A 20,912-nucleotide genomic window follows, 5' to 3' on the forward strand; every position below is an offset into this window, starting at 1 on the left:
AGTCTAGTGATCGAGCGCGCGGGCCGCTTTAGGACTGAAGTCCCGTCGCCCCAGCGTTCACCGATCGTTCAGTCGCCCAGCGGTTTGAAGACGAGGTCGGCCGGGTCGGTGTCGTCGGTCACGAAGGCGAACCGGCCGTAGCCGGCGGCACCGGCCCGCTCCAGGAGCGCCTTGAGGTTCTTGGTGCGCTTGTCCAACCGCACCCGCAGGCCCTGGCCCACGAGCGCGGTCTTCAGCGCCACCAGGGCGGCGGGGTTCGCGTCTTTCTCGTGCACCAGCACGACGGCGCTGGAGGCGTCGTCGTCGGCGCCGGCGAGGAGGTCGACGATGCGTTCGAAGCCGATCGAGAACCCGCAGGCGGGCACGTCGGTGCCGAGGAACCGGCCGATCATGCCGTCGTAGCGGCCGCCGCCGCCGAGCGAGTAGCCCAGGTCGGGGTGCGCGATCTCGAAGATGGTGCCGGTGTAATAGCCCATGCCGCGCACCAGGGTGGGGTCGAACTCGAGCGGAACACCGGGCAGGGCGGCGCGGAGCGCGAGCAGGTCGGTGTAGGCGGCGGGGTCGAGCCAGGCCGGCGCATCCGCAGGGTCTGGCCAGGCCAAGCCGGCGAACCCGGTGAGGGTGTCGGCCAGTCCCTCGGTGGTGATGCCCAGGTCGCCGAGTTCGGCCACGACGCCGTCGACGCCGATCTTGTCGAGCTTGTCGAGGGTGATCAGGGCGCGTTCGGTGAGGCTCGCCTCCACTCCCCAGGTGGCCAGCATCGTGCTCAGGATGCGCCGGTCGTTGATGCGCACGGTGCAGCCGGTGAGGCCGAGGTTGTCCAGCGCCGCCGCGGTGGCAGTGATCAGCTCGATCTCGGCCAGCGGGCCGGCCTCGCCGATGATGTCGATGTCACACTGCACGAACTGGCGGTAACGGCCCTTCTGCGGGCGTTCGGCGCGCCAGACGGGGGCGATCTGGATGGACCGGAACACGGCGGGCAGTTCGGCGCGGTGGCTGGCGTAGAACCGGGCCAGCGGCACGGTGAGGTCGAAGCGCAGGCCGAGGTCGGCCAGGGAGAGCAGGTCGTCGGCCTCCGCGGCCGCGGTGAGGTCGGCCGGGGCGAGGCCGCGCTTGAGCACCGCGAAGCCGAGCTTCTCGTTGTCGCCGCCGAGGCCGGAGTGCAGCCGCGCGGTGTCTTCCATCACGGGGGTTTCGATCTCGTCGAAGCCGTGTGCGGCGAAGCTGCCCCGGATGATGCCCAGCGCCCTCTCGCGGGTGGCCTTGTCGGCCGGGAGGAAGTCGCGCATGCCGCGGGGAGGGGTCACTGCTGTTGCCATGTGCCCAATTCTGTCAGGTCCCCCGCACCCGCCCTGCCGTTACAGCGCGCCGCCGGCCGCGCCGGGCGCATCCGCGTCGACGCCGGCGTCGCCGACCTGCTCGCGGGCGATGAAGTTCTCGATGTCGAAGAGGTTGTCTTTGGCCCGCTTGGCGATGGTCAGCAGGGTCGACATCGAGGCGACCTCCTCGACCTGCTCCTTGAGGAACCAGAGCATGGCCTGCTCGCCGAGGGCGTCGCCGTCCTGCCGAGCCGCGCGGAACAGGGCCTCGATCTGGCCGGTGACCTGCTGTTCCTGGGCGAGCGCCAGGGCGATCGGCTCCACGATGTTGGCGAAGCCGTTGATCACCGGCGGCACACCGGGAATGACGACCTCGAGGCCGCGGTCGAGCCGGTACTGGATGAGCATCATGGCGTGGTTACGCTCTTCAACGGACTGGCGGTAGAAATGGGCGGCCAGCTGAGGCAGGTCCTGGCTGTCGAACCAGGTGGCGATTGCGATGTACTGCTGCGACGCCCCGAACTCGTTGCCGATTTGCTGGGTCAGGAGGGCGTTGAAAGATGTTTCGGTCATGATCCGACGTTAGCGAACAGTGCGGGCGACGCGCCAGACGACACCTAAACGCGGGGCAGACCGATGATTCCGGCGTCGGACGCGTCGTCATCCCACGGCTGGTCGCCCTCGGTGAATGAGCCGTCTGCCTCGCCCTGCTCGGCGGCCCGGATCTCCTTCTGCAGGTCGCGGAGCGCGGTGCGCAGCGCCCGCTCGGAGTCGAGCCCCTGCGCCTTGGCCGCCGACACGATCGCCAGCAGGATCGGGCCGAGCTCGGCCTCGCTGTCGATCGGCAGCAGGGCGGGTGCGTCGGTCTCGAGTAGGCCGATCTTCTGGGCCCGGCCGAGCACCTTGTCGGCCAGCGCCAGCGCCGGCATGCCCTGTGGGATGCCGTCGAGCACGCTCGTGCGGTGCGGCTTCTCGACCGCCTTCACGTCGTCCCAGCCGGCCACGACCGCCTCGAGGCTCTGCTCGGCCGCGTCGCCGAAGACGTGCGGATGCCGGCCGACCATCTTCTGGGTCATCCGGGCCGCGACATCCTGGATATCGAACCCCTCCCCCGGGGTCTCGGCGGCGATCGACGCGTGGAACACCACCTGGTAGAGCACGTCGCCGAGTTCCTCGAGCAGGTCGTCGCTGCTTCCGCTCTCGATGGCTTCGATCAGTTCGTGGGTTTCCTCGGTGAGGTACTGCACGAGCGACTCGTGGGTCTGCTCGGCGTCCCAGGGGCAGCCGCCGGGCGCACGCAGCCGGGCGACCGTGGCCACGAGGTCGTCGACGGAAGAGGGGCTGGGCTGCGGGGAATCGGTCACACCCCATCGTAGGCTCCCGGCTAAACTCGTTGCAGGTGTGCCGGGAAGTCTGGTCGGCGGGCGAAGTGTTTCGCTCTCGACTTTTGACCGACCCCTGGCGCATGTGCAGCCGGGGGTGGACAGGACTGACATGACCTTTATCCGCTCCGAGCGTTACGCCGCCGGGTTCCTCCTCCTCGCGGGAGTCCTCGGCCTGCTCATCGCGAACCTCCCGGTCGGCCCCGACCTGATCACGGCCGCGAATGAACATCTGAACACCGGCATCTTCGGGCTCGACCTGTCGGCCAAGCACTGGATCAGCGACGGCCTGCTGGCGGTGTTCTTCTTCCTCATCGCTATCGAACTCAAACGCGAACTCGTGATCGGTGACCTCAACAGTTTCGGCAAGGCCGCCCTGCCGGCCCTCGCCGCCCTCGGCGGGGTCGTCGTGCCGGCCGGTATCTACCTGCTGCTCACCCAGGGCTCCGGCCTGGCAGCCGGCTGGCCCGTGCCCACGGCCACCGACATCGCCTTCGCCCTCGGGGTGCTGGCCGTCTTCGGGCGGGGCATTCCCACCCGGGTGCGCGTGTTCCTGCTCGCCCTGGCGGTGCTCGACGACCTCGTGGCGATCCTGATCATCGCGTTCTTCTTCACCTCGGACCCGCAGCTGCAGTTCATCGGCTTCGCCGCCATCACCGCGACCCTGTTCGGGGTGACCAGCCGGCTGCTCAAGCCCCGCTCGCCGTGGATACTGGGCCGCAAGCCCACCTGGCCGGTCGCGATCGCCCTGATCGTGCTCGGACTGGCCACCTGGTACTTCACCTATCTGTCCGGTGTGCACGCCACCATCGCCGGCGTCATCCTCGGCCTGGTGATGGCCCGCATCCCCGCGGGCCGCACCCACCACATGCTCGAGCCCTACTCGAATGCCATCGTGCTGCCGCTTTTCGCCTTCACCGCGGCGCTGGTCGCGATCCCCCAGGTGCGGCTCAGCGAACTCAGCCCGGCGTTCTGGGGCATCCTCGTGGCCCTGCCGGTGGGCAAACTCCTGGGCATCACCCTGGCCGGAGCGCTCGGCAGCCTGATCTCCCGGCGGCCGGGCGGCTCGAAGACGGGTCTCAAGCTTGCCGACATCGTGATGGTCGCGTGCCTGGGCGGCATCGGCTTCACGGTGTCGCTGCTGATGGGCGCGCTCGCCTTCGCCGGTGACGTCGAGGTGGTCGACGAAGCGACCCTCGCCGTGTTGCTCGGCTCGGGGGTCGCGATCGTCGTCTCGGCGGCCGTCGTCAGCGTGCGGGCACGGCAGTATCGACGGGCCGCGGGAACACGGCATCCAGTAGCGCACCCGTCCACGCGATAAGCGCGGCGTCGGCCAGCGGCTCGCCGTTCAAGCGCGGGAGCGGCACGATCATCGAGCCGGCCGCGGCCGAATATTTCGCGCCCGGGTACATCCGCTGCACCCGCACCTGCATCGAGTCGGCCAGGTCGACCGGCGCGACCCGCAAGTTCGAGCCCATCGCCACGACCTCGCCGAGCCCGGCCTGCTGGGCGTGGCGGCGCAGCCGGGAGACGGCGATGAGGTTGGTGACGGCCTCCGGCGGTTCACCGTAGCGGTCGGTGAGCTCCTCGAGCACCAGCCCGATCTGATCGTCGGCGGCCGCGAGCGAGCTCGCACCGGAGAGCTTCTGGTAGGCCTCCAGGCGCAGCCGCTCGCTGTCGACGTATTCCTCGGGGATGTGGGCGTCGACGGGCAGTTCGAGCCGCAGCTCGGTCTGCCCCTCGGCGACGTCACCACGGAAGGTCGACACCGCCTCGCCGATCATGCGCAGGTACAGGTCGAAGCCGACGCCGGCGATATGGCCGGCCTGCTCGCCGCCGAGCAGGTTGCCCGCACCGCGGATCTCCAGGTCTTTCAGCGCCACCTGCATGCCGGCGCCGAGCTCGTTGTTGGCCGCGATGGTGGCCAACCGGTCGTGTGCGATCTCGCTGAGCGGCTTGTTCTCGTCGTAGAGGAAGTATGCGTAGGCGCGTTCGCGGGCCCGGCCGACCCGGCCGCGCAGCTGGTGCAGCTGGCTGAGGCCGTACTTGTCGGCCCGGTCGATGATGATGGTGTTCGCGTTGGCGATGTCGAGGCCGGTCTCGATGATGGTGGTGGAGACCAGGATGTCGAACTTGTTCTCCCAGAAGTCCACCACCACCTGCTCCAGCTGCGCCTCGGGCAGCTGCCCGTGGGCCACGGCGACCCGGGCCTCCGGCACCAGCTCGGCCAGCTGTGCGGCCACCCGGTTGATGCTGGACACCCGGTTGTGCACGAAGAAGATCTGGCCCTCGCGCAGCAGTTCCCGGCGGATGGCGGCGGCCACCTGGCGGTCGGAATACGGCCCGACGAAGGTGAGGATCGGGTGCCGGTCCTCTGGCGGGGTCGCCAGGGTGGACATCTCCCGGATGCCGGTCACGGCCATCTCCAGCGTGCGCGGGATGGGCGTTGCGCTCATCGCGAGGATGTCGACGTTGGTCTTGAGCTTCTTCAGCGCGTCCTTGTGCTCCACACCGAAGCGCTGTTCCTCGTCGATGATCACCAGGCCGAGGTCCTTGAAGATGGTGTTCTCCGAGAGCAGCCGGTGCGTGCCGATCACCATGTCGACGGTGCCGTCGAGCATGCCGGCCACGGTCTCACGGGATTCCTTGTCGGTCTGGAACCGGCTGAGAGCGCGCAGGTGGATGGGGAAACCGGCGAAGCGTTCCTGGAAGGTCTCCATGTGCTGGCGCACGAGCAGGGTGGTGGGCACGAGCATGGCCACCTGCTTGCCGTCCTGGATGGCCTTGAACGCGGCGCGCACCGCCACCTCGGTCTTGCCGAAGCCGACGTCGCCGGAGAGCAGCCGGTCCATCGGGATGGGCCGCTCCATGTCGGCCTTGACCTCTTCGATGGTGGTGAGCTGGTCGGGTGTCTCCGCGAACGGGAACGCCTCCTCGAGCTCGCGCTGCCACGGGGTGTCGGGGCCGAAGGCGTGACCCTTGCTGGCCATCCGGGCCGAGTACAGCTTGACGAGTTCGACGGCGATGTCCCGCACCGCACGGCGGGCCTTGGTCTTCGCGGCCGACCAGTCGCTGCCGCCCATCTTGGAGAGGGCCGGCGCCTCGCCGCCGACGTAGCGGGAGACCAGGTCGAGCTGGTCGGTGGGCACGTAGAGCTTGTCGCCGCCGTGGCCGCGCTTGGACGCGGCGTACTCCAGCACCAGGTATTCGCGGGTGGTCTTGACTGGGTTGCGGCCGCCGCTGGACACCTCACGCTGGGTGAGTTCGAGGAACCGGCCGATGCCGTGGGTCTGGTGCACGACGTGGTCGCCGGTCTTGAGCTGCAGCGGGTCGACGACGTTCTTCCGCCGGCTGGCGAGCTTCTTGATCTGGCGGGCGTCGTAGCCGACGGTGCGGCCGTAGAACTCGCTCTCGCTCACCAGGGTCAGCTTGATCTCGGGGATCTCGAAGCCGTGGGCGATCGAGGCCTTGAGCAGGTAGGCGATGCCGGGTTCGGGGTTCGCCGGGAATTCCTCGACGATGCGGGCGGGCAGTTCGGCGCCGGCGAGCACGTCGGCGGCGCGGTCGACGAGACCGGCGCCCTGGGCGACGACCGCGACGGTCCAGCCGGCCTTCATCCGGCTGCCGAGGTGGCCGACGGCGCCCTCGACGCTGCCGGCGAAGCTCGGCACGGCGTCGCCCTCGATGCGGATGGTGAGCAGTTCGTCGATCTCGCGGTGCTCCGGCAACACCTCGATGTCGGTCGGCGCGGCCTGGAACGAGCTCATCGTCCACCACACCCGTTCGGTGGCGGGCGCGCCGGGGGCGCTGTAGCGCACGGCGTCGCGCAGCGTGCCCAGGGTGAGGAAGTCACCGCTGGCCAGGTCGATCGGCGCCTCGGCGCCGGCGGTGGCGGCGTTCCAGGCGGCGGAGAGGAACTCCCGGTTGGTCTCGGCCAGGCTGATCGCGCGGGAGGCGACCCGTTCGGGCGAGATCACGGCGACGGCGGCCTGCCGGGGCAGGTAGTGGGTGACGGGCACGAGCCGGTCGACCAGGGCGGGCGCGAGGCTCTCCATGCCCTCGACCGGGATGCCCTCCGCCACCTTGGCGAGGAGGCCGGCGAGGCTGGGGAACTCGTGCTGCATCTCGCGGGCGCGTTGCCGCACGGCGGGACTGAGCAGCAGTTCCCGGCTCGGCGGCAGGCTCACCGACTCGACCGGTTCGGGCATCGAGCGCTGGTCGGAGACCGCGAAGGCGCGAATCTGCTCGACCTCGTCGCCGAAGAACTCGATCCGGTACGGATGCGCCGCCATCGGCGGGAACACGTCCAGGATGCCGCCGCGCACAGCGAACTCACCACGCCGGGTGACCATGTCCACCCGGGCGTAGGCCACGTTGACGAGGTCGACCGCGATGGCGGCCAGGTCGTGGCCGCGGGCGCCGGCGGTGAGTTCGAGCGGGTCGAAGTCGGTGAGGTTGTCGGCGACGGGCTGCAGGGCGGCACGCACCGAGGCGACCACGATGAGCGGGCGGCGAGTGGCGGCATCCGCGTTCTCCCAGTCGCGCATGCGGCGGAGCGCGTAGAGCCGGCGGCCCACGATCTCGGCGCTGGGGCTGAGCCGCTCGTGCGGCAGGGTCTCCCAGGCCGGGAACTCGACGATCTCGGCGTCGTCGGAGAAGCAGCCCAGGTTCTCCCGCAGCGCCTCGGACTCGCGGCCGGTCGCCGTGATGACGAGCAGTGCCCGGCCCTTGTCCAGCCGGTTCCGCTGCTCAATGAGGGCGGCCAGCAGCGGGGCGCGCAGGCCCTCGGTGAGTGAGAAGTCGGCGTCACGGGCCGCGAAGGCGAGGGCGTTGTCGAACGTGGAGGCGCGGGAAAGCGCCGGAATCAAGCCCTGAAGAATCACCGCACAAGTCTACGGGTTTCCACCGACACGCTAGGCGGGCGGGGCGTGGAACTTCTGCTGGGCGGCGGTGACGCCCTCAGCGGCGATCATCTCGATCGCGTCGGCGGCATCCTCGAGCATGATCGGCAGGGTGGTGCGCTCGGTGCTGGAGAAGTCGTGCAGCACGAAGTCGGCGGCGTTCTGCCGGCCGGGCGGCCGACCGATGCCCATGCGGATGCGGGTGAACTCGTTGCTGCCTGCTGCGGAGATGATGTCGCGCACGCCGTTGTGGCCGCCGTGGCCGCCGCCCACCTTGATCTTCAAGGTGTCGAACGGCAGGTCGAGTTCGTCATGGACGACGATCAGGCGGGAGACGTCGATCGAGTAGAACCGCAGCAGGCCGGCGACGGGGCCGCCGGAGAGGTTCATGAAGCTGTTCGGCTTGGCCAGGATCAGCTTGGGGCCGCCGGGAAAGCTCCGGCCTTCGGCGACGGAGGCGTTCGCCTTGTGGTTCTTGAAGTTCGCGCGCATCCGGTCGGCGAGCACGGCGGTGACCATGTGGCCGACGTTGTGGCGGTTACCGGCGTAGCCGGGCCCGGGGTTACCGAGCCCGACTACGAGCCAGAGATTCTCGTCCAGGGGGTTCCTTTACGCAGTCAATCTGTCCGGATGGGTGAAGCGGGTGAAGAAGTGCTACTCGGCGGCAGCGTCTTCGGCGGGAGCCTCCTCGGCGGCGGTCTCCTCTTCCTCTTCCTCGGCCGGCAGGTGCACGCCGATGACAACCATCTCGGGGTCGGAGATGAGCGATGCGCCCTCGGGCAGGGTGATCTCGCTGGCGTGGATGAGGGTGCCGTCTTCCAGGCCCTCGACATCGACGCTGACGCTCTGCGGGATGTTGGTGGCTTCGACCTCGAGCAGCAGGGTCTTGGCGTCCAGGTCCGCGGTGGTGCCGGCGGCGGGCTCACCGGTGACGTGCACGGCGACCTCGACCTGGACCTTCTCACCCTTGCGGATGACGATGAGGTCGAGGTGCTCGATGATCTGGCGTACCGGGTCCTTCTGCACGTCCTTGACCAGGGTCAGGTGGGTCGTGCCTTCGACGTCGAGCTCGAGCACGGCGTTCGCGCGGCGCAGCAGCAGGGCGATCTCGTGGGCCGGCAGGGCGACGTGCACGGGGTCGGTGCCGTGGCCGTAGATGACGGCGGGGATCTTGCCCAGCACGCGCAGCTTGCGGGCAGCGCCCTTGCCGAAGCTGACGCGGGCGTCAGCGGAAATCTTGTTGTTGTTGTTCTTGGCCTCGGCCATGATGTCTCCTTGCGGGCCTGGTGTGCCCGGATTGGTGTCGCGGGCAGAAAGCCCGCGGTACGGATGCTGGTTCAACTCGAACGCATGTCAGCGTGAGGAAAGGCCGGGGTGGACTTTTCGCCGCGTCGATTACGGATTTCGTTGCCGCCGGTTTCCCGGTGGCGGCGAATCCCTCGCCGAAGTTCAACTCAAGAGTCTAGCGGGTGCGCCGGGCCGGCGCACGACCGCTGTCCCACGGGGCGATACAGTGACCCTCATGCCGCCCAGCCTGCACACCAGAGTGACCGAAGACGTCGGCCGCTCCATCGTCGACAAAACCGTTCCGGCGGGCACCGTACTGCTCTCCGATGAGATCGAACGCCGCCAGGGGGTCAGCCGGTCCGTCATCCGGGAGGCCATCCGGGTACTGGGCTCGATGGGACTCGTGGAAGCGGTCAAGCGGGTGGGCATCCGGGTTCTACCGCCGAGCCGGTGGAACGTGTACGACCCCACCCTCATCCGCTGGCGCCTGCTGGGGCCCGGCAAGGGCGACCAGCTGCGCTCGCTCACCGAGCTGCGTTCGGCGGTGGAGCCGATGGCCGCCGACCTCGCTGCGCGGCATGCGGCGCCGGAGGTCTCGGCCGAGCTGACCGACGTGGCGCTGTTGATGCGCACGGCCGGGCAGTCCGGCGACCTGTCCCAGTTCCTCGAGCTCGACATCCGCTTTCACCGGCTGGTGCTGCAGGGTTCGGGCAACGAGATGTTCGCCAAGCTCGACGAGCCGATCGCCGCGGTTCTGGCCGGCCGCACCGACCTGGGCCTGATGCCGGACCACCCGCACCAGAACACCCTGCAGCTGCACGCCGACGTCGCCGAGGCCGTGGCGGCCGGGCGTCCCGCCGGCGCCCGGGAGGCGATGGAACTCATCATGCGCCGCACCTACGCCGAGGTGCAGCCAACCTGGACGAATACCGACGAGACCAATAAAGATGATTACATTGGCACCGCGAGCCACTAATCTTGATCTTGGTCGCTTTTTCCAGACCCGAAGGAGAACACGTGTCAGTAATCGGTTCAGCAAACATCGGCGTGGTCGGACTGGCGGTGATGGGCTCCAATCTGGCCCGCAACCTCGCCAGCCGTGAGGGCAACACCGTTGCCGTCTACAACCGCTCCCCCGAGCGCACCCGCCTGCTTCTCGATGAGCACCCCGAGGCTGGATTCGTCGCCTCCGAGGCGATCGAAGACTTCGTCGCGTCGCTGAAGACCCCGCGCACCGCGATCATCATGGTGCAGGCCGGCCGCGGCACCGACGCCGTGATCAGCCAGCTGACCGAGCTCTTCGAACCCGGCGACATCATCGTCGACGGCGGCAACGCCCTGTTCACCGACACCATCCGTCGGGAAAAGGCCGTGCGCGAGACCGGCATCAACTTCGTCGGCGCCGGTATCTCCGGTGGTGAAGAGGGCGCGCTCAAGGGCCCGAGCATCATGCCCGGCGGCTCCGCCGAGGCGTACGTCACGCTCGGCCCGATCCTCGAATCCATCGCCGCCGTCGTCGACGGTGTGCCTTGCGTCACCCACGTCGGCACCGACGGCGCCGGCCACTTCGTCAAGATGATCCACAACGGCATCGAGTACGCCGACATGCAGCTCATTGGCGAGGCCTACGACCTTATCCGCCGCGGAACCGGCAAGACCCCGGCCGAGATCTCCGAGATCTTCACCGAGTGGAACAAGGGCGACCTCGAGAGCTACCTCATCGAGATCACCGCTGAGGTCCTCAAGCAGGTGGACGCCAAGACCGGGCTCCCGCTCGTCGACGTCATCCTCGACCAGGCCGGCAGCAAGGGCACCGGCGTCTGGACCGTGCAGACCGCACTGGACCTCGGCATCCCCGTGTCCGGCATCGCCGAGGCCGTGTTCGCCCGCTCCGTCTCCTCCAAGCCCGCGCAGCGCGCAGCGGCCGCCGCCCTTCCCGGCCCGACCGCGAGCCCGGTCGAAGACGTGGACGGCTTCATCGAGGGTGTGCGCCAGGCGCTCTACGCCTCGAAGATCATCGCGTACTCGCAGGGCTTCGACGCCATCGTCGCCGGCGCCGAGCAGTACAACTGGGACATCAAGAAGGGTGACATCGCGAAGATCTGGCGCGGCGGCTGCATCATCCGCGCCCGCTTCCTCAACCGCATCACCGAGGCCTACGCCGAGAACCCGGGACTCGTCTCGCTCGTCACCGCCCCGTTCTTCACGGATGTCGTCGCCACCGCCCAGGACTCCTGGCGCAACGTGGTCGCCGACGCCGCCCACGCCGGCATCCCCGCGCCGGTGTTCGCGTCGTCGCTGGCGTACTACGACAGCCTGCGTGCCGACCGCCTCCCCGCGGCCCTCACCCAGGGCCAGCGCGACTTCTTCGGCGCACACACCTACAAGCGCGTCGACATGGAGGGCGTCTTCCACACCCTGTGGTCCGGCGACCGTTCCGAGATCGCCACCGAGGGCTCCTCGCACTAGAGGTTCCTCGCCCGGAGGTTCCTCGCCCGCACCACCCGCCCGGCAACTGTTGCCCGTGCGGACATTTGCGCCCGGTACGCCGGCCGCAGAAGTCCGAACGGGCAACAGTTGTCTGGGCATCCGGGCGTGGTGCCGATCAACGGATGACCGGCAACCCGGCACCAACGAGGATGCGCCGCAACATCGCCCGATCGGCCAGCTCGGCCCATCCCCAGCGCACCACCGTGAAGCCCTCTGCGCGCAGGTGGTCCTCGCGGATCTTCTCCTCGTAGACGACGTCCCCGGGGGTTCTCCCGCGCAGGTACTCCTCCTTCAGATACTTTCCCTTGCCGTCGAACTCACCGATCACCAGGTACTCCTCCCACTCGTGGTCAGTGAAATATGAGCCGCCGCGAGGATTCCGGTGCCGGCACTGCAGCTCAGGGTCGGGAAAGCCCAACTCGAAGATCGTCACCCGGCTCAGTGACTCCCCCGGGTTGGCTGCGTTCGGGCGCGCGAATTCGATGGCCCGCTGCGCCCGGGCCAGCCCACGTGCCGAGCCCACCCTCGCCAGCGCCTCGGACAGTTCGTCAGCGTATACGAGCGCTCGAGGACCCACTCGATCCGGGTTGAGCGCGTGGTCGAGCGCCACAACGGCATCCCCGAACGGCACTGTCCTGGCGAGGTCGATCAGGGTGCGTGCCGGGCTGGTGACGAGCACACCGTCGAGTTCCACGATCTCTGCCCAGTCGAATTCGGTGCGGTGCACGAAGACCCCGTTCTTACTGCGCGCATGTGACGCCGGCCGCGCAAGAACGTGCACGGCCCGTGGCGTGCCGCCGCCGAGGGGGATGCCCCAGAGCGCGGCAGCAGATTCATGGCTGATCACCGGGTCGTGCTTCCTGGTCTCGACCACCGCCCGGATGCGGTCCAAGTACTTCTGATCAGGGTCGAGCCTGCCCCAGCGCTCCGCCGTGGTGAACACACCCCGCCGCAGCCGTGTGGCTGCGCCGAGGTCGACCTCTCGCCGCACCTGCCTGGCATCGGTGTCGCTCACGCCGATCTTCTTCACGAGGAACAACCCCGTCTCTGGGTCCAACCGGTTGACAGTCATGACGGAAACGTGGCATCCGCCGCCCAAGACCTACGGAAGCACCTGCAGGCTGTGCACAACCGCGCCGCCGACACCAGTGTGGAGGCCAGGCCATCCTCGTGTGGCGGTCGAGCGTCGCCTCCGCCGAGGACCTGCCCACGCGCTCGGTAGAGCCCACTCCTGTTGCCGAAGCGGACTTTTGCGCCCGGTGCGCGGGACGCAGAAGTCCGCCCGGGGAACAGATAGCTCGCCGAGACCGCAGGCGCCCTCAGGGGCGGCGGGCGGCGCGGGCCAGGCGCAGGGCGCGGCCGAGCAGGCCGAGGGCGAGCCAGGCCACCGCGGCGAGCACGCCGGGCCAGGGCAGGGTCACCGCGAGGAGCAGGCAGCCGGTGATGCCCAGCCACTGCAGCAGCCGGGGCAACCAGCGCTCCTCACGCGGCTGGCGCAGGGCGGCCAGGTGCGCGATCGCGTAGTAAACGAGCACGGCGCAGGCCGAGAAGCCCACCAGCTGAGCCGGGTCGAGCACCAGCACGCCGAGGATCGCGACGAGGCCCACGCTCACCTCGGCCGCCACCGGTGTCTGCCGGGTCGGCGAGATGCGGCTGAGCGCGCCGGGCAGGTCGCCCTCCCGCGCCATCGCCAGCCCGGTGCGGCTGAGCCCGGCCAGGATGCCGGCGAGCGAGCCCAGGCAGGCCAGGGCGGCGAGCATCCTGATGATACTGCTCCACGGCTCGGCCCCACCGACCAGATCGGCCAGCGGCGAGGCGGAGGTGGCGAGGGCGGCCGGTCCGAGCACGATGATGCAGAGCCAGCCGATCACCCCGTACACCAGCAGGGCGAGGCCCAGTGCAATCACGATCGCCCGGGGCAGACTGCGGCGGGGATCACGCACCTCCTCCCCCAGCGTGGCCATGCGCGCGTAACCCGCGAAGGCGAAGAACAGCAGGCCGGCCGACTGCAGGATGCCCGACCAGCCGGCATCGAGCAGCGTGCCGGGGTCGAAGACGGCCGGGCGGGATCCGCCGACGAGGCCGGCGCCGACCACGAGCACCAACACGGCCAGGCCGCCGAGCACCAGGAAGACCACCACGGCGCTGAGCCTGGCCGTGCTGCGGATGCCGGCCAGGTTCACGGCGCCCAGCACGAGCAGGGCGAGCACGGCCACGAGCCTGGCCTGCTCCGGCCACAGGTAGCCGCCCAGGATCAGGGCGATGGCGCCGGCCGAGGCCGTCTTGCCGGCCAGGAACAACCAACCGGCCGAGAACCCCCACCACGGACCGAGGGTCGCCCGGCCGAAGGCGTACGCCCCGCCCGAGACCGGATGGCTCATCGCCAGTTGCGCGGAGCTCAGGGCATTCAGCGACGCGATGAGCCCGGCCAGCACAAGCCCGATGAGCACGCCGGATCCGGCCGCGGCCGCCGCCGGCACCCAGACGTAGAAGACCCCGGCGCCGATCATCGCGGCCAGGCCGACGACGATCGCGCTCCCCGTGCCCAGGTGCCGCCGAAGCGCAGGCGTGTTCTCCGGTTCGTTTCGGCCGCTCACCCCACCAGCGTAGGCAGGCCAGGTGAACGGCAGGCATCCATCGAATGCGCGCCATCTGCGCGCCACAACTGTCGCCGCTGCGGACTTCTGCGTCCGGCGCACCGGCCGCAAATGTCCGCACGGGAAACAGTTCCCGGCGCGCGGTTCTGATTTACTGGATGGCACCCATGAGCAACGAACACCCCGAACTCTCCGGCTACGAGCCGTACGACTCCTCCCGTCCCCTGCGCGGCCGGCGGATGGTGCTGCTCATGCGCATCGTGGTGGTCCTGGGCCTCGTGGCGTTGGTGGTGCCCGGGGTGCTGACCAGCCTGAGCATCGCCTCGGCCACCGCGGTACGGGCGTGCACCCAGGCCGTGGCCCGCTACTACCCGCTCTCCGAGGGCATCGACGCCCGGTTCGAACTGAGCGGAGCCGGCGGCTTCGGTTGGCAGTGCTACGCGATCGACCAGAACGAGCGCCAGACCTTCGTGCTGCCGCTCGGCATCATCCCCGGACCGTTCCGGCCGCCGGCCACCAGCGTGTCCTAGCCGGGCGAGCAGAGAGGCAACCGATGGGGCCCACCTTATTTTCACGTCGACGCTCTTCCACCCCGAGAGCATGAACGCGTACGTGTTCGTCTCGGTACCGGTCGATGAGTCGGAGGTCATCCGGGAGCTCACCGAGGGCCTGCGGCGCGGTTTCGGTTCCGTTCGGGTGCGCGTGAGTATCAACGACTCCGCCTGGGCCACGTCGATTTTCCCGGAGAGCGCCACTGGTCGGTTCCTGCTGCCGGTGAAGAAGGCCATTCGCCAGGCCGAGGGCATCGAGGTGGGCGACACGGTCGCGGTCACCATCGAGTTGGTGCTGTGAAACAGCGCCGGCCGGTCCCGAGAACGGGACCGGCCGGCGGAGCAGACGAGCGGATGCTTACGCAGCGCCCTCGAACATCGAGGTGACGGAGCCCTCGTCGAAGACCTCGTGGATGGCGCGAGCCAGCAGCGGGGCGATCGGCAGCACGGTCAGGGTGGGGAAGCGCTTGTCGGCGGGGATCGGCAGGGTGTCGGTGACGACGACCTCCTGGATGGCCTCGTTCTGCAGCAGGTCGAGCGCGGGCGGGCTGAACACGGCGTGCGTGGCGGCCACGACAACGCCGATGGCGCCGGCGGCGCGCAGCGCCTCGGCGGCCTGCACGATGGTGCGGCCGGTGTCGATCAGGTCGTCGACGATCAGGCAGACGCGGCCCTTGACCTCACCGACGATCTCGTGGACGGTGATCTGGTTGGGCACCAGCGGGTCGCGGCGCTTGTGGATGATCGCCAGCGGCGCGCCGAGCTTGTCGCTCCAGATGTCGGCGACGCGCACGCGGCCCATGTCGGGCGACACGATGGTGAGGGTCGACGGGTCGAGCTTGGCGCGGAAGTGCTCGAGGAGCACGGGCATGGCGAAGAGGTGGTCGACGGGGCCGTCGAAGAAACCCTGGATCTGAGCGGCGTGCAGGTCGACCGACATGATGCGGTCGGCGCCGGCCACCTTGAACAGGTCGGCGACGAGACGGGCGGAGATCGGCTCGCGACCGCGGCCCTTCTTGTCCTGACGCGCGTACGGGTAGAACGGGGCGACCACGGTGATCCGCTTGGCGGAGGCCCGCTTGAGGGCGTCGACCATGATGAGCTGTTCCATCAGCCACTCGTTGATCGGGTTGGTGTGCGACTGAATGACGAAGGCATCCGCTCCGCGCACGCTCTCGTCGAAACGGGCGTAGATCTCGCCGTTCGCGAAGGTGCGTGCGTCGGTGGGGATCAGCTCCGAATCAAGCTCCGCAGCGATGTCGATCGCGAGTTGAGGGTGCGCTCGCCCCGAGATGAGCACCAATTTCTTCTCGCCGCTGCTCTTGATTCCAGGCACCTAGTCTCCGCTCTGTGACGCGGCTGTCGCCGCATCTGTTCCCGGTCGGTTGGTCTCTACCCAACCGACCATATTGCGTTGCGGAGCCACGTTGATCGCGAGCGCACCGGCGGGAACGTCTTTCCGGACGACCGTGCCGGCGCCCGTGTAGGCTCCGTCGCCAATTCTAATCGGCGCGACGAACACGTTGTGCGACCCAGTGCGCACATGCGACCCGATCACGGACGGGTTCTTGTTGACTCCGTCGTAATTGGCGAAGATCGTGCCGGCGCCGATGTTGGAGTGCACACCGACGGTGGCATCCCCCACATAGCTCAGGTGCGGCACCTTGCTGCCCTCGCCGATGACCGCGTTCTTGGTCTCGACGAAGGTGCCGATCTTGCCGTCGGCGCCCAGCCAGGTGCCCGGCCGCAGGTACGAGAACGGGCCGACGGTGGCGCCGTCGCCGATCACCGCGAGGGTCGCGTCGCTGCGCTTGACGGTGGCGCCCTCGCCGATCTCGCAATCGAGCAGGGTGGTGTCCGGCCCGATGATCGCTCCGGTGGCGATGGTGGTGGAGCCGAGAATCTGCGTGCCCGGCAGCACCGTCACGTCGCTGGCGAGGGTGGCCTTGAGGTCGATCCAAGTGGTGGCCGGGTCCTGCACGGTCACGCCGGCCAGCTGCCAGCCGCGCACGATCACCGCGTTGAGCTTGGCGGCGGTGTCGCTGAGCTGCGCCCGGTCGTTGATGCCGGCGACCAGCCAGGCATCCGCCACCGGTACGGCACGCACCTCTGAACCCGCGGCACGCAGCAGCCCGATCACGTCGGTGAGGTACTTCTCGCCCTGCACGTTGTCCGTGGTCACCTGGGCGAGCTGGTCACGCAGCTCGTTCAGGCCGAAGAGGTAGACGCCGGCGTTGGTCTCATCCACGGCCAGCTCGTCGTCGGAGGCGTCCTTGTGCTCCACGATGCGGTCGAAGGTGCCGTCCTCCGAGCGGATGATGCGGCCGTAGCCGGTCACATCGGTCGGGAAGGCGGAGAGCACGGTGGCGGCTGCGGCGCGTTCGCGGTGCGCGGCGATGAAGTTGGTGAGGGTGGCCGCGTTCAGCAGCGGCACGTCGCCGCTGACCACGAGCACGTCACCGTCGAAGTCGGCGGGCAGTGCGGCGACGGCCTGCTCCACGGCGCGGCCGGTGCCGGGGATCTCGTCCTGCTCCACGAGCAGGCTCTCCGGCAGGTCCAGGGCCACGAGCTCGGCCAGGCGCTCCCGTTCGTGCCGCAGCACCGTGATCACGTGCGCGGCATCCAATGCCCGCGCGGTGGCGAGCACGTGGCTGATGATGGGCAGGCCGGCCAGCGGATGCATGAGCTTGGGCAGGCTGGACTTCATGCGGGTGCCCTGCCCTGCGGCGAGAACGATGATGGCCAGACGGGAATCGGTCACGGGTTTCCTCTCAACTGCGAGCACTGTGCACGCTCCGCCGCCAGGACTCGAACCTAGACCTAACAGCTCCAAAGGCTGTCGTGCTGCCATTACACCACGGCGGATTGCTCCGGCTCGGGGCCGGGCAACGCACACAAGTCTGCCAGATGCGCAGCCTTCCTGCGTCGCCCGCGCAAACGCCGGGCCGGAAACCGGATAATGGAGGGATGCCTGCGAATGACGAAGTCGACCGGATCGTTGATGCCTGGCTGCGCGAGCGTCCCGACCTGGACTTCGCGCCACTGCAGGTGTTCTCCCGCGTGGCCCGGCTGAGCAAGCATCTCGACCGCGCAAGGCGCACGGCATTCTCCCGGTCTGAGCTGGACTCCTGGGAATTCGACGTGTTGTCTGCCCTTCGTCGCGCCGGCGCACCCTACGAACTGAGCCCGAAGCTGTTGTTGCAGCAGACCCTGGTCTCCAGCGGCACCATGACCAATCGCATCGACCGGCTGGTGGAACGCGGCCTGGTCACCCGGCGCACCGACCCCAACGACGGCCGCGGCATCTTCGTGGGCATGACCGCCGGCGGCCTCACCCGGGTGGATGCCGCCATCACCCGTCTGGTCGACGCCGAGGCCGCCCTGCTGGAGAGCCTGCCCGTGGCCGACCAGGAACACCTCGCCGCGCTGCTGCGCAAGCTCAGCCTGGACTTCGACTGACTTCCCCCTCGCGAGCTGTGACCTGAGCACCCAAAATCCGCGACTTCTGGGGCTTTACTCACGGTTCGCGGGTCAGCGGCGCAGGGCCTTGCGGGCGAGCCAGTTGCCGAGGAACTGGACGAGCTGCACAAAGACGATGATCAGCAGCACCGCCGCCCAGGTGACGACCGGGTCGAATTGGCGCCAGCCGTAGAGCAGCGCGAACGCGCCCAGGCCGCCACCGCCGACGTACCCGGCCACGGCCGACATGTCCACCAGCGCCACGAAGATGAACGTGAAGCCCAGGATCAGCGGGCCGAGCGCCTCGGGCAGCAGCACCGTGAAGATGATCCGCACGGGCCCAGCGCCCACGCTGCGCGCCGCTTCGATCACGCCGGGTGTCACCGTGAGCAGATTCTGCTCCACGATGCGCGCCATCGCGAACATCGCCGCCAGGGCGATGGTGAAGATCATCGCGTTGTTGCCGATACCGGTGCCCACCACAGCGCGGGTGAGGGGTTGCACGGCCGCCAGGAAGATGATGAACGGGATGGGCCGAATGGTGTTGACGAGCACGTTCAGAACCCCGAACACGCCCCGGTTGGCGAGGATGCTGCCGGCCCGGGTGAGGTAGAGGCCCAGCCCGACGATCAGGCCGCCGAGTCCGCCGAAGAACAGGGTGAGGCCCACGATGTAGAGAGTCTCGAAGGCGGCCTTCCAGAACTCGGGCAGCAGGTCGATGAGAGAGTCGAACATCAGCGCACCTCGGTGACGGTCGTGAACGCACGTACCCGGTCGAGCGCGGCGTCGATGGTCGCGTCCTCTCCGGTCAGCGCGAGGGTGAGGTGGCCGAAGGGGCGGCCCTGGATTTCGTTGATGCCGCCGTAGACGACCTGGAACGCGACCCCGTCGCGGGACAGGTCGCCGAACACCTGGGACTGATCGACGCTGTCGTCGCGGAAGCCGAGGGTGACGATGCGGCCGCGGTGCCTGGCGCGCAGCACCGCTAGTTCGGGTGCCGACGGCACGCCCTTGACCACGGTCGAGACGAACTTGGCGGATGCCGCCTGCTGCGGGTTGGAGAACACGTCGAAGACATCGCCGCGTTCGATCACCCGGCCCTGGTCCATCACGGCCACCTTGGTCGCGAGCGTCTGGATGACATCCATCTCGTGGGTGATGACGATGATGGTGACGCCGAACTCCTTGTTGACCCTGCCCAGCAGGTCGAGGACCTCGTGGGTGGTCTCGGGGTCCAGCGCGCTGGTGGCCTCATCGGCCAGCAGGATCGCGGGTGAGGTCGCCAGGGCGCGGGCGATGCCCACGCGCTGCTTCTGGCCGCCGGAGAGCTGGTCGGGGTAGGCGCCGGCCTTGTCGGCCAGACCGACGAAGTCGAGCATCTCGGCTACGCGGGTGGCACGGCCGGGCTTGTCGCGGCCGGCGACCTCAAGTGGGTAGGCCACGTTCCGCGCGACGGTGCGGGAGTTCAGCAGGTTGAACTGCTGGAAGATCATGCCGATGCCCAGCCGCACGGGTCGCAGTTCGCGCTCGGGCAGGCGGGCCACGTCGCGGCCGTCGATGAAGATCTCACCGGCGGTGGAACGCTCGAGCACGTTGACCAGGCGCACCAGGGTGCTCTTGCCCGCACCGGAGTAGCCGATAATGCCGTACACGTCGCCGGCGTCGATGGTGAGGCTGACGTCGTCGATGGCGGTGACATCCGGTGCGCCCTTGACGGTTGCCGGGTACACCTTGCTGACGTTTCTCAGCTCGACGAGGGGGGTGGGTGCGGACATGCAGATCCTTCGGTTGAAACGGGGAAAGCCGGTCGGAACGCGAGGTGCGTTCCGACCGGCCGTGCGGTGCTGCTTACTTCTGTGCTGCGGTGTCTTCCTCGACGGTGGCGAGGGCGGCCTGCAGGTCTGCCGGCGGCGTGGTCGCGAGCACGGCCGATCCGCCGGAGACCTCGAGCACACCGTCGGTGACGGCCTTGGTGTTCTGGAAGATGTCGACGAGCTTGGCGTAGGTCTTGTTGTCCTTGTCCTCTGCGCGCACCGCGAACACGTTCACGTACGGCAGGGCGGATTCGTCGGAGGCGTCGTCCTTGGTCAGGGCGTCTTCGAACTTGAGTCCGGCCTTCTCGACGAAGTCGTTGTTGATGACCGCGGCGTCAACGTCGGGCAGGGAGGTCGCGGTGAGCGAGGCCTCGAGCGCGGTGACGGTGACCTTGGACTTGTCGGTGTCGACGTCGTCGAGGGTGGTGAAGATCGAGCCGCCGTCCTTGAGCACGACCAGGTCGGCGCTCTGCAGCACGAGCAGGGCGCGGGCCAGGTTGCTGGCGTCGTTCGGAATGGCGACGGTGTCGCCCTTCTTCAGGTCGGCCAGGTCGGTGACTTTGGTGGAGTAGAGGCCGAGCGGGTAGATCGCGGTGGCGCCGATGGGCGTGAGGTCTTCGCCGGAGGAGACGTTGTAGTCGGCGAGGTAGACCAGGTGCTGGAACTGGTTGATGTCGATGTCACCGTTGGTGAGGGCCGGGTTGGGCTGGGTGTACTCGGCGAAGTCGACGACCTCGACGGTGATGCCCTCTTCGGCAGCCGCGGCGGTGTACTCGGCCCAGTACGGGTCGCTGGCCCCGACGACGCCGATCTTCACGGTCTCGTCTTCGGCGTCTCCGGCTCCCCCGGCGCAGCCGGCAAGTAGGGCAACGATCGGAACGACGGCCAGGGCCGCCCAGAGGTTCTTCTTGGATGTGAGGGTGCGCGTCATGATGATCTCCACGTTGTGTTTGCTGTATGTGTACTTCGGTGCAAGCGAAGTGCGCCACCCGGCACAAATGTTTCAGGCGCAACGTATCCACGGGTCACAACAGGTGGGGGTCTGCGCCGCTGCATCGCGTGGCACTCTCCTACGGTAGCCGCAGTTAACGCGGCGCGTCAGCCGTGCGGAC

At 68.7% G+C, this 20,912-nt stretch carries 19 protein-coding genes and 1 tRNA gene; 6 read left to right on the forward strand and 14 right to left on the reverse strand.

The features are described from left to right. Positions 1 to 68: 68 nt before the first annotated feature. Genes hisS through CTB96_RS15840 form a run of 3 tightly spaced genes read right to left on the reverse strand, consistent with a single transcriptional unit; the run spans position 69 to position 2,683 of the window. Positions 69 to 1,319, reverse strand: a complete 1,251-nt coding sequence (hisS, locus tag CTB96_RS15830; RefSeq protein WP_110127772.1) for a histidine--tRNA ligase — start codon at positions 1,317 to 1,319, stop codon at positions 69 to 71. Between the two features lie 39 nt (positions 1,320 to 1,358). Further along, a complete protein-coding gene (locus CTB96_RS15835; RefSeq protein ID WP_110127773.1) occupies positions 1,359 to 1,892 on the reverse strand; it encodes a ferritin in 534 nt (177 codons plus the stop codon). Between the two features lie 44 nt (positions 1,893 to 1,936). Continuing rightward, positions 1,937 to 2,683: a nucleoside triphosphate pyrophosphohydrolase gene (locus CTB96_RS15840; protein ID WP_248283409.1), complete on the reverse strand. Its 747-nt coding sequence runs from the start codon at positions 2,681 to 2,683 to the stop codon at positions 1,937 to 1,939. A 130-nt stretch (positions 2,684 to 2,813) separates the two neighbouring features. Between CTB96_RS15840 and CTB96_RS15845 the strand changes: the two genes are divergently transcribed. Next, positions 2,814 to 4,022, forward strand: coding sequence for a Na+/H+ antiporter NhaA (locus tag CTB96_RS15845; protein WP_110127775.1), 1,209 nt, complete (start codon positions 2,814 to 2,816; stop codon positions 4,020 to 4,022). On the opposite strand, the gene mfd is transcribed toward CTB96_RS15845, so the two are convergent. The 3 genes from mfd to CTB96_RS15860 are packed head-to-tail and all read right to left on the reverse strand — an operon-like array spanning position 3,949 to position 8,868. Further along, positions 3,949 to 7,584 (reverse strand): transcription-repair coupling factor, encoded by a 3,636-nt coding sequence (gene mfd, locus CTB96_RS15850; protein WP_110127776.1) that lies wholly within the window; start codon positions 7,582 to 7,584, stop codon positions 3,949 to 3,951. The genes CTB96_RS15845 and mfd overlap by 74 nt on opposite strands. A gap of 30 nt (positions 7,585 to 7,614) precedes the next feature. Next, entirely contained in the window at positions 7,615 to 8,202 is a 588-nt protein-coding gene (pth, locus tag CTB96_RS15855; RefSeq protein ID WP_110127777.1) for an aminoacyl-tRNA hydrolase, read from the reverse strand. Positions 8,203 to 8,256: 54 nt separating this feature from the next. Further along, complete coding sequence (locus CTB96_RS15860) at positions 8,257 to 8,868, reverse strand: 50S ribosomal protein L25/general stress protein Ctc (protein ID WP_110127778.1); 612 nt, start codon at positions 8,866 to 8,868, stop codon at positions 8,257 to 8,259. 256 nt (positions 8,869 to 9,124) lie between these two features. Between CTB96_RS15860 and CTB96_RS15865 the strand changes: the two genes are divergently transcribed. Beyond that, positions 9,125 to 9,865: a FadR/GntR family transcriptional regulator gene (locus CTB96_RS15865; protein WP_110128535.1), complete on the forward strand. Its 741-nt coding sequence runs from the start codon at positions 9,125 to 9,127 to the stop codon at positions 9,863 to 9,865. An 89-nt stretch (positions 9,866 to 9,954) separates the two neighbouring features. Then, positions 9,955 to 11,358 (forward strand): NADP-dependent phosphogluconate dehydrogenase, encoded by a 1,404-nt coding sequence (gene gndA / locus CTB96_RS15870; protein WP_248283495.1) that lies wholly within the window; start codon positions 9,955 to 9,957, stop codon positions 11,356 to 11,358. A gap of 136 nt (positions 11,359 to 11,494) precedes the next feature. On the opposite strand, the gene CTB96_RS15875 is transcribed toward gndA, so the two are convergent. Both CTB96_RS15875 and CTB96_RS15880 read right to left on the reverse strand, forming a co-directional pair. Continuing rightward, the gene (locus CTB96_RS15875) at positions 11,495 to 12,451 is read right to left on the reverse strand and encodes a type IV toxin-antitoxin system AbiEi family antitoxin domain-containing protein (RefSeq protein WP_110127780.1); all 957 of its coding nucleotides are present in this window, start codon (positions 12,449 to 12,451) and stop codon (positions 11,495 to 11,497) included. 247 nt (positions 12,452 to 12,698) lie between these two features. Next, positions 12,699 to 13,976 (reverse strand): APC family permease, encoded by a 1,278-nt coding sequence (locus CTB96_RS15880; protein ID WP_248283410.1) that lies wholly within the window; start codon positions 13,974 to 13,976, stop codon positions 12,699 to 12,701. Positions 13,977 to 14,143: 167 nt separating this feature from the next. Between CTB96_RS15880 and CTB96_RS15885 the strand changes: the two genes are divergently transcribed. Both CTB96_RS15885 and CTB96_RS15890 read left to right on the forward strand, forming a co-directional pair. Beyond that, positions 14,144 to 14,506 (forward strand): hypothetical protein, encoded by a 363-nt coding sequence (locus CTB96_RS15885; RefSeq protein WP_110127781.1) that lies wholly within the window; start codon positions 14,144 to 14,146, stop codon positions 14,504 to 14,506. Positions 14,507 to 14,543: 37 nt separating this feature from the next. Continuing rightward, on the forward strand, positions 14,544 to 14,828 hold the full coding sequence (locus CTB96_RS15890) for a DUF1905 domain-containing protein (RefSeq protein WP_282433155.1): 285 nt from the start codon (positions 14,544 to 14,546) through the stop codon (positions 14,826 to 14,828). A 57-nt stretch (positions 14,829 to 14,885) separates the two neighbouring features. Here CTB96_RS15890 and CTB96_RS20570 read toward each other — a convergent pair whose 3' ends face one another. From CTB96_RS20570 to CTB96_RS15900, 3 genes are all read right to left on the reverse strand, one after another. Then, positions 14,886 to 15,863, reverse strand: coding sequence for a ribose-phosphate diphosphokinase (locus CTB96_RS20570; protein ID WP_181397289.1), 978 nt, complete (start codon positions 15,861 to 15,863; stop codon positions 14,886 to 14,888). Then, positions 15,864 to 17,288, reverse strand: a complete 1,425-nt coding sequence (gene glmU / locus CTB96_RS20575; RefSeq protein ID WP_181397290.1) for a bifunctional UDP-N-acetylglucosamine diphosphorylase/glucosamine-1-phosphate N-acetyltransferase GlmU — start codon at positions 17,286 to 17,288, stop codon at positions 15,864 to 15,866. A 32-nt stretch (positions 17,289 to 17,320) separates the two neighbouring features. Beyond that, positions 17,321 to 17,392 (reverse strand) — tRNA-Gln (locus CTB96_RS15900). A gap of 102 nt (positions 17,393 to 17,494) precedes the next feature. Between CTB96_RS15900 and CTB96_RS15905 the strand changes: the two genes are divergently transcribed. Beyond that, on the forward strand, positions 17,495 to 17,986 hold the full coding sequence (locus CTB96_RS15905; protein WP_110127783.1) for a MarR family winged helix-turn-helix transcriptional regulator: 492 nt from the start codon (positions 17,495 to 17,497) through the stop codon (positions 17,984 to 17,986). 72 nt (positions 17,987 to 18,058) lie between these two features. Here the strand turns inward: CTB96_RS15905 and CTB96_RS15910 are convergent, their stop codons facing one another. The 3 genes from CTB96_RS15910 to CTB96_RS15920 all read right to left on the reverse strand — a co-directional run bounded on the left by CTB96_RS15910 (position 18,059) and on the right by CTB96_RS15920 (position 20,731). Continuing rightward, the gene (locus CTB96_RS15910; protein ID WP_110127784.1) at positions 18,059 to 18,721 is read right to left on the reverse strand and encodes a methionine ABC transporter permease; all 663 of its coding nucleotides are present in this window, start codon (positions 18,719 to 18,721) and stop codon (positions 18,059 to 18,061) included. Then, positions 18,721 to 19,761, reverse strand: coding sequence for a methionine ABC transporter ATP-binding protein (locus CTB96_RS15915; protein ID WP_110127785.1), 1,041 nt, complete (start codon positions 19,759 to 19,761; stop codon positions 18,721 to 18,723). Before CTB96_RS15915 ends, CTB96_RS15910 begins: the two co-directional genes overlap by 1 nt. 73 nt (positions 19,762 to 19,834) lie before the next feature. Beyond that, the gene (locus CTB96_RS15920) at positions 19,835 to 20,731 is read right to left on the reverse strand and encodes a MetQ/NlpA family ABC transporter substrate-binding protein (protein WP_110128537.1); all 897 of its coding nucleotides are present in this window, start codon (positions 20,729 to 20,731) and stop codon (positions 19,835 to 19,837) included. Between the last annotated feature and the right edge of the window lie 181 nt (positions 20,732 to 20,912).

The organism is Cryobacterium arcticum, assembly GCF_003185895.1.
In the GTDB taxonomy this organism is placed as follows: domain Bacteria; phylum Actinomycetota; class Actinomycetes; order Actinomycetales; family Microbacteriaceae; genus Cryobacterium; species Cryobacterium arcticum.

What these genes read in the sequence shown, in the direction of transcription:
- hisS (WP_110127772.1), bottom strand. Translation starts at nt 1,319, where the DNA reads ATGGCAACAGCAGTGACCCCTCCCCGCGGCATGCGCGACTTCCTCCCG.
- CTB96_RS15835 (WP_110127773.1), bottom strand. Translation starts at nt 1,892, where the DNA reads ATGACCGAAACATCTTTCAACGCCCTCCTGACCCAGCAAATCGGCAAC.
- CTB96_RS15845 (WP_110127775.1), top strand. Translation starts at nt 2,814, where the DNA reads ATGACCTTTATCCGCTCCGAGCGTTACGCCGCCGGGTTCCTCCTCCTC.
- CTB96_RS15860 (WP_110127778.1), bottom strand. Translation starts at nt 8,868, where the DNA reads ATGGCCGAGGCCAAGAACAACAACAACAAGATTTCCGCTGACGCCCGC.
- CTB96_RS15865 (WP_110128535.1), top strand. Translation starts at nt 9,125, where the DNA reads ATGCCGCCCAGCCTGCACACCAGAGTGACCGAAGACGTCGGCCGCTCC.
- gndA (WP_248283495.1), top strand. Translation starts at nt 9,955, where the DNA reads ATGGGCTCCAATCTGGCCCGCAACCTCGCCAGCCGTGAGGGCAACACC.
- CTB96_RS15875 (WP_110127780.1), bottom strand. Translation starts at nt 12,451, where the DNA reads ATGACTGTCAACCGGTTGGACCCAGAGACGGGGTTGTTCCTCGTGAAG.
- CTB96_RS15885 (WP_110127781.1), top strand. Translation starts at nt 14,144, where the DNA reads ATGAGCAACGAACACCCCGAACTCTCCGGCTACGAGCCGTACGACTCC.
- CTB96_RS15905 (WP_110127783.1), top strand. Translation starts at nt 17,495, where the DNA reads ATGCCTGCGAATGACGAAGTCGACCGGATCGTTGATGCCTGGCTGCGC.
- CTB96_RS15910 (WP_110127784.1), bottom strand. Translation starts at nt 18,721, where the DNA reads ATGTTCGACTCTCTCATCGACCTGCTGCCCGAGTTCTGGAAGGCCGCC.
- CTB96_RS15915 (WP_110127785.1), bottom strand. Translation starts at nt 19,761, where the DNA reads ATGTCCGCACCCACCCCCCTCGTCGAGCTGAGAAACGTCAGCAAGGTG.
- CTB96_RS15920 (WP_110128537.1), bottom strand. Translation starts at nt 20,731, where the DNA reads ATGACGCGCACCCTCACATCCAAGAAGAACCTCTGGGCGGCCCTGGCC.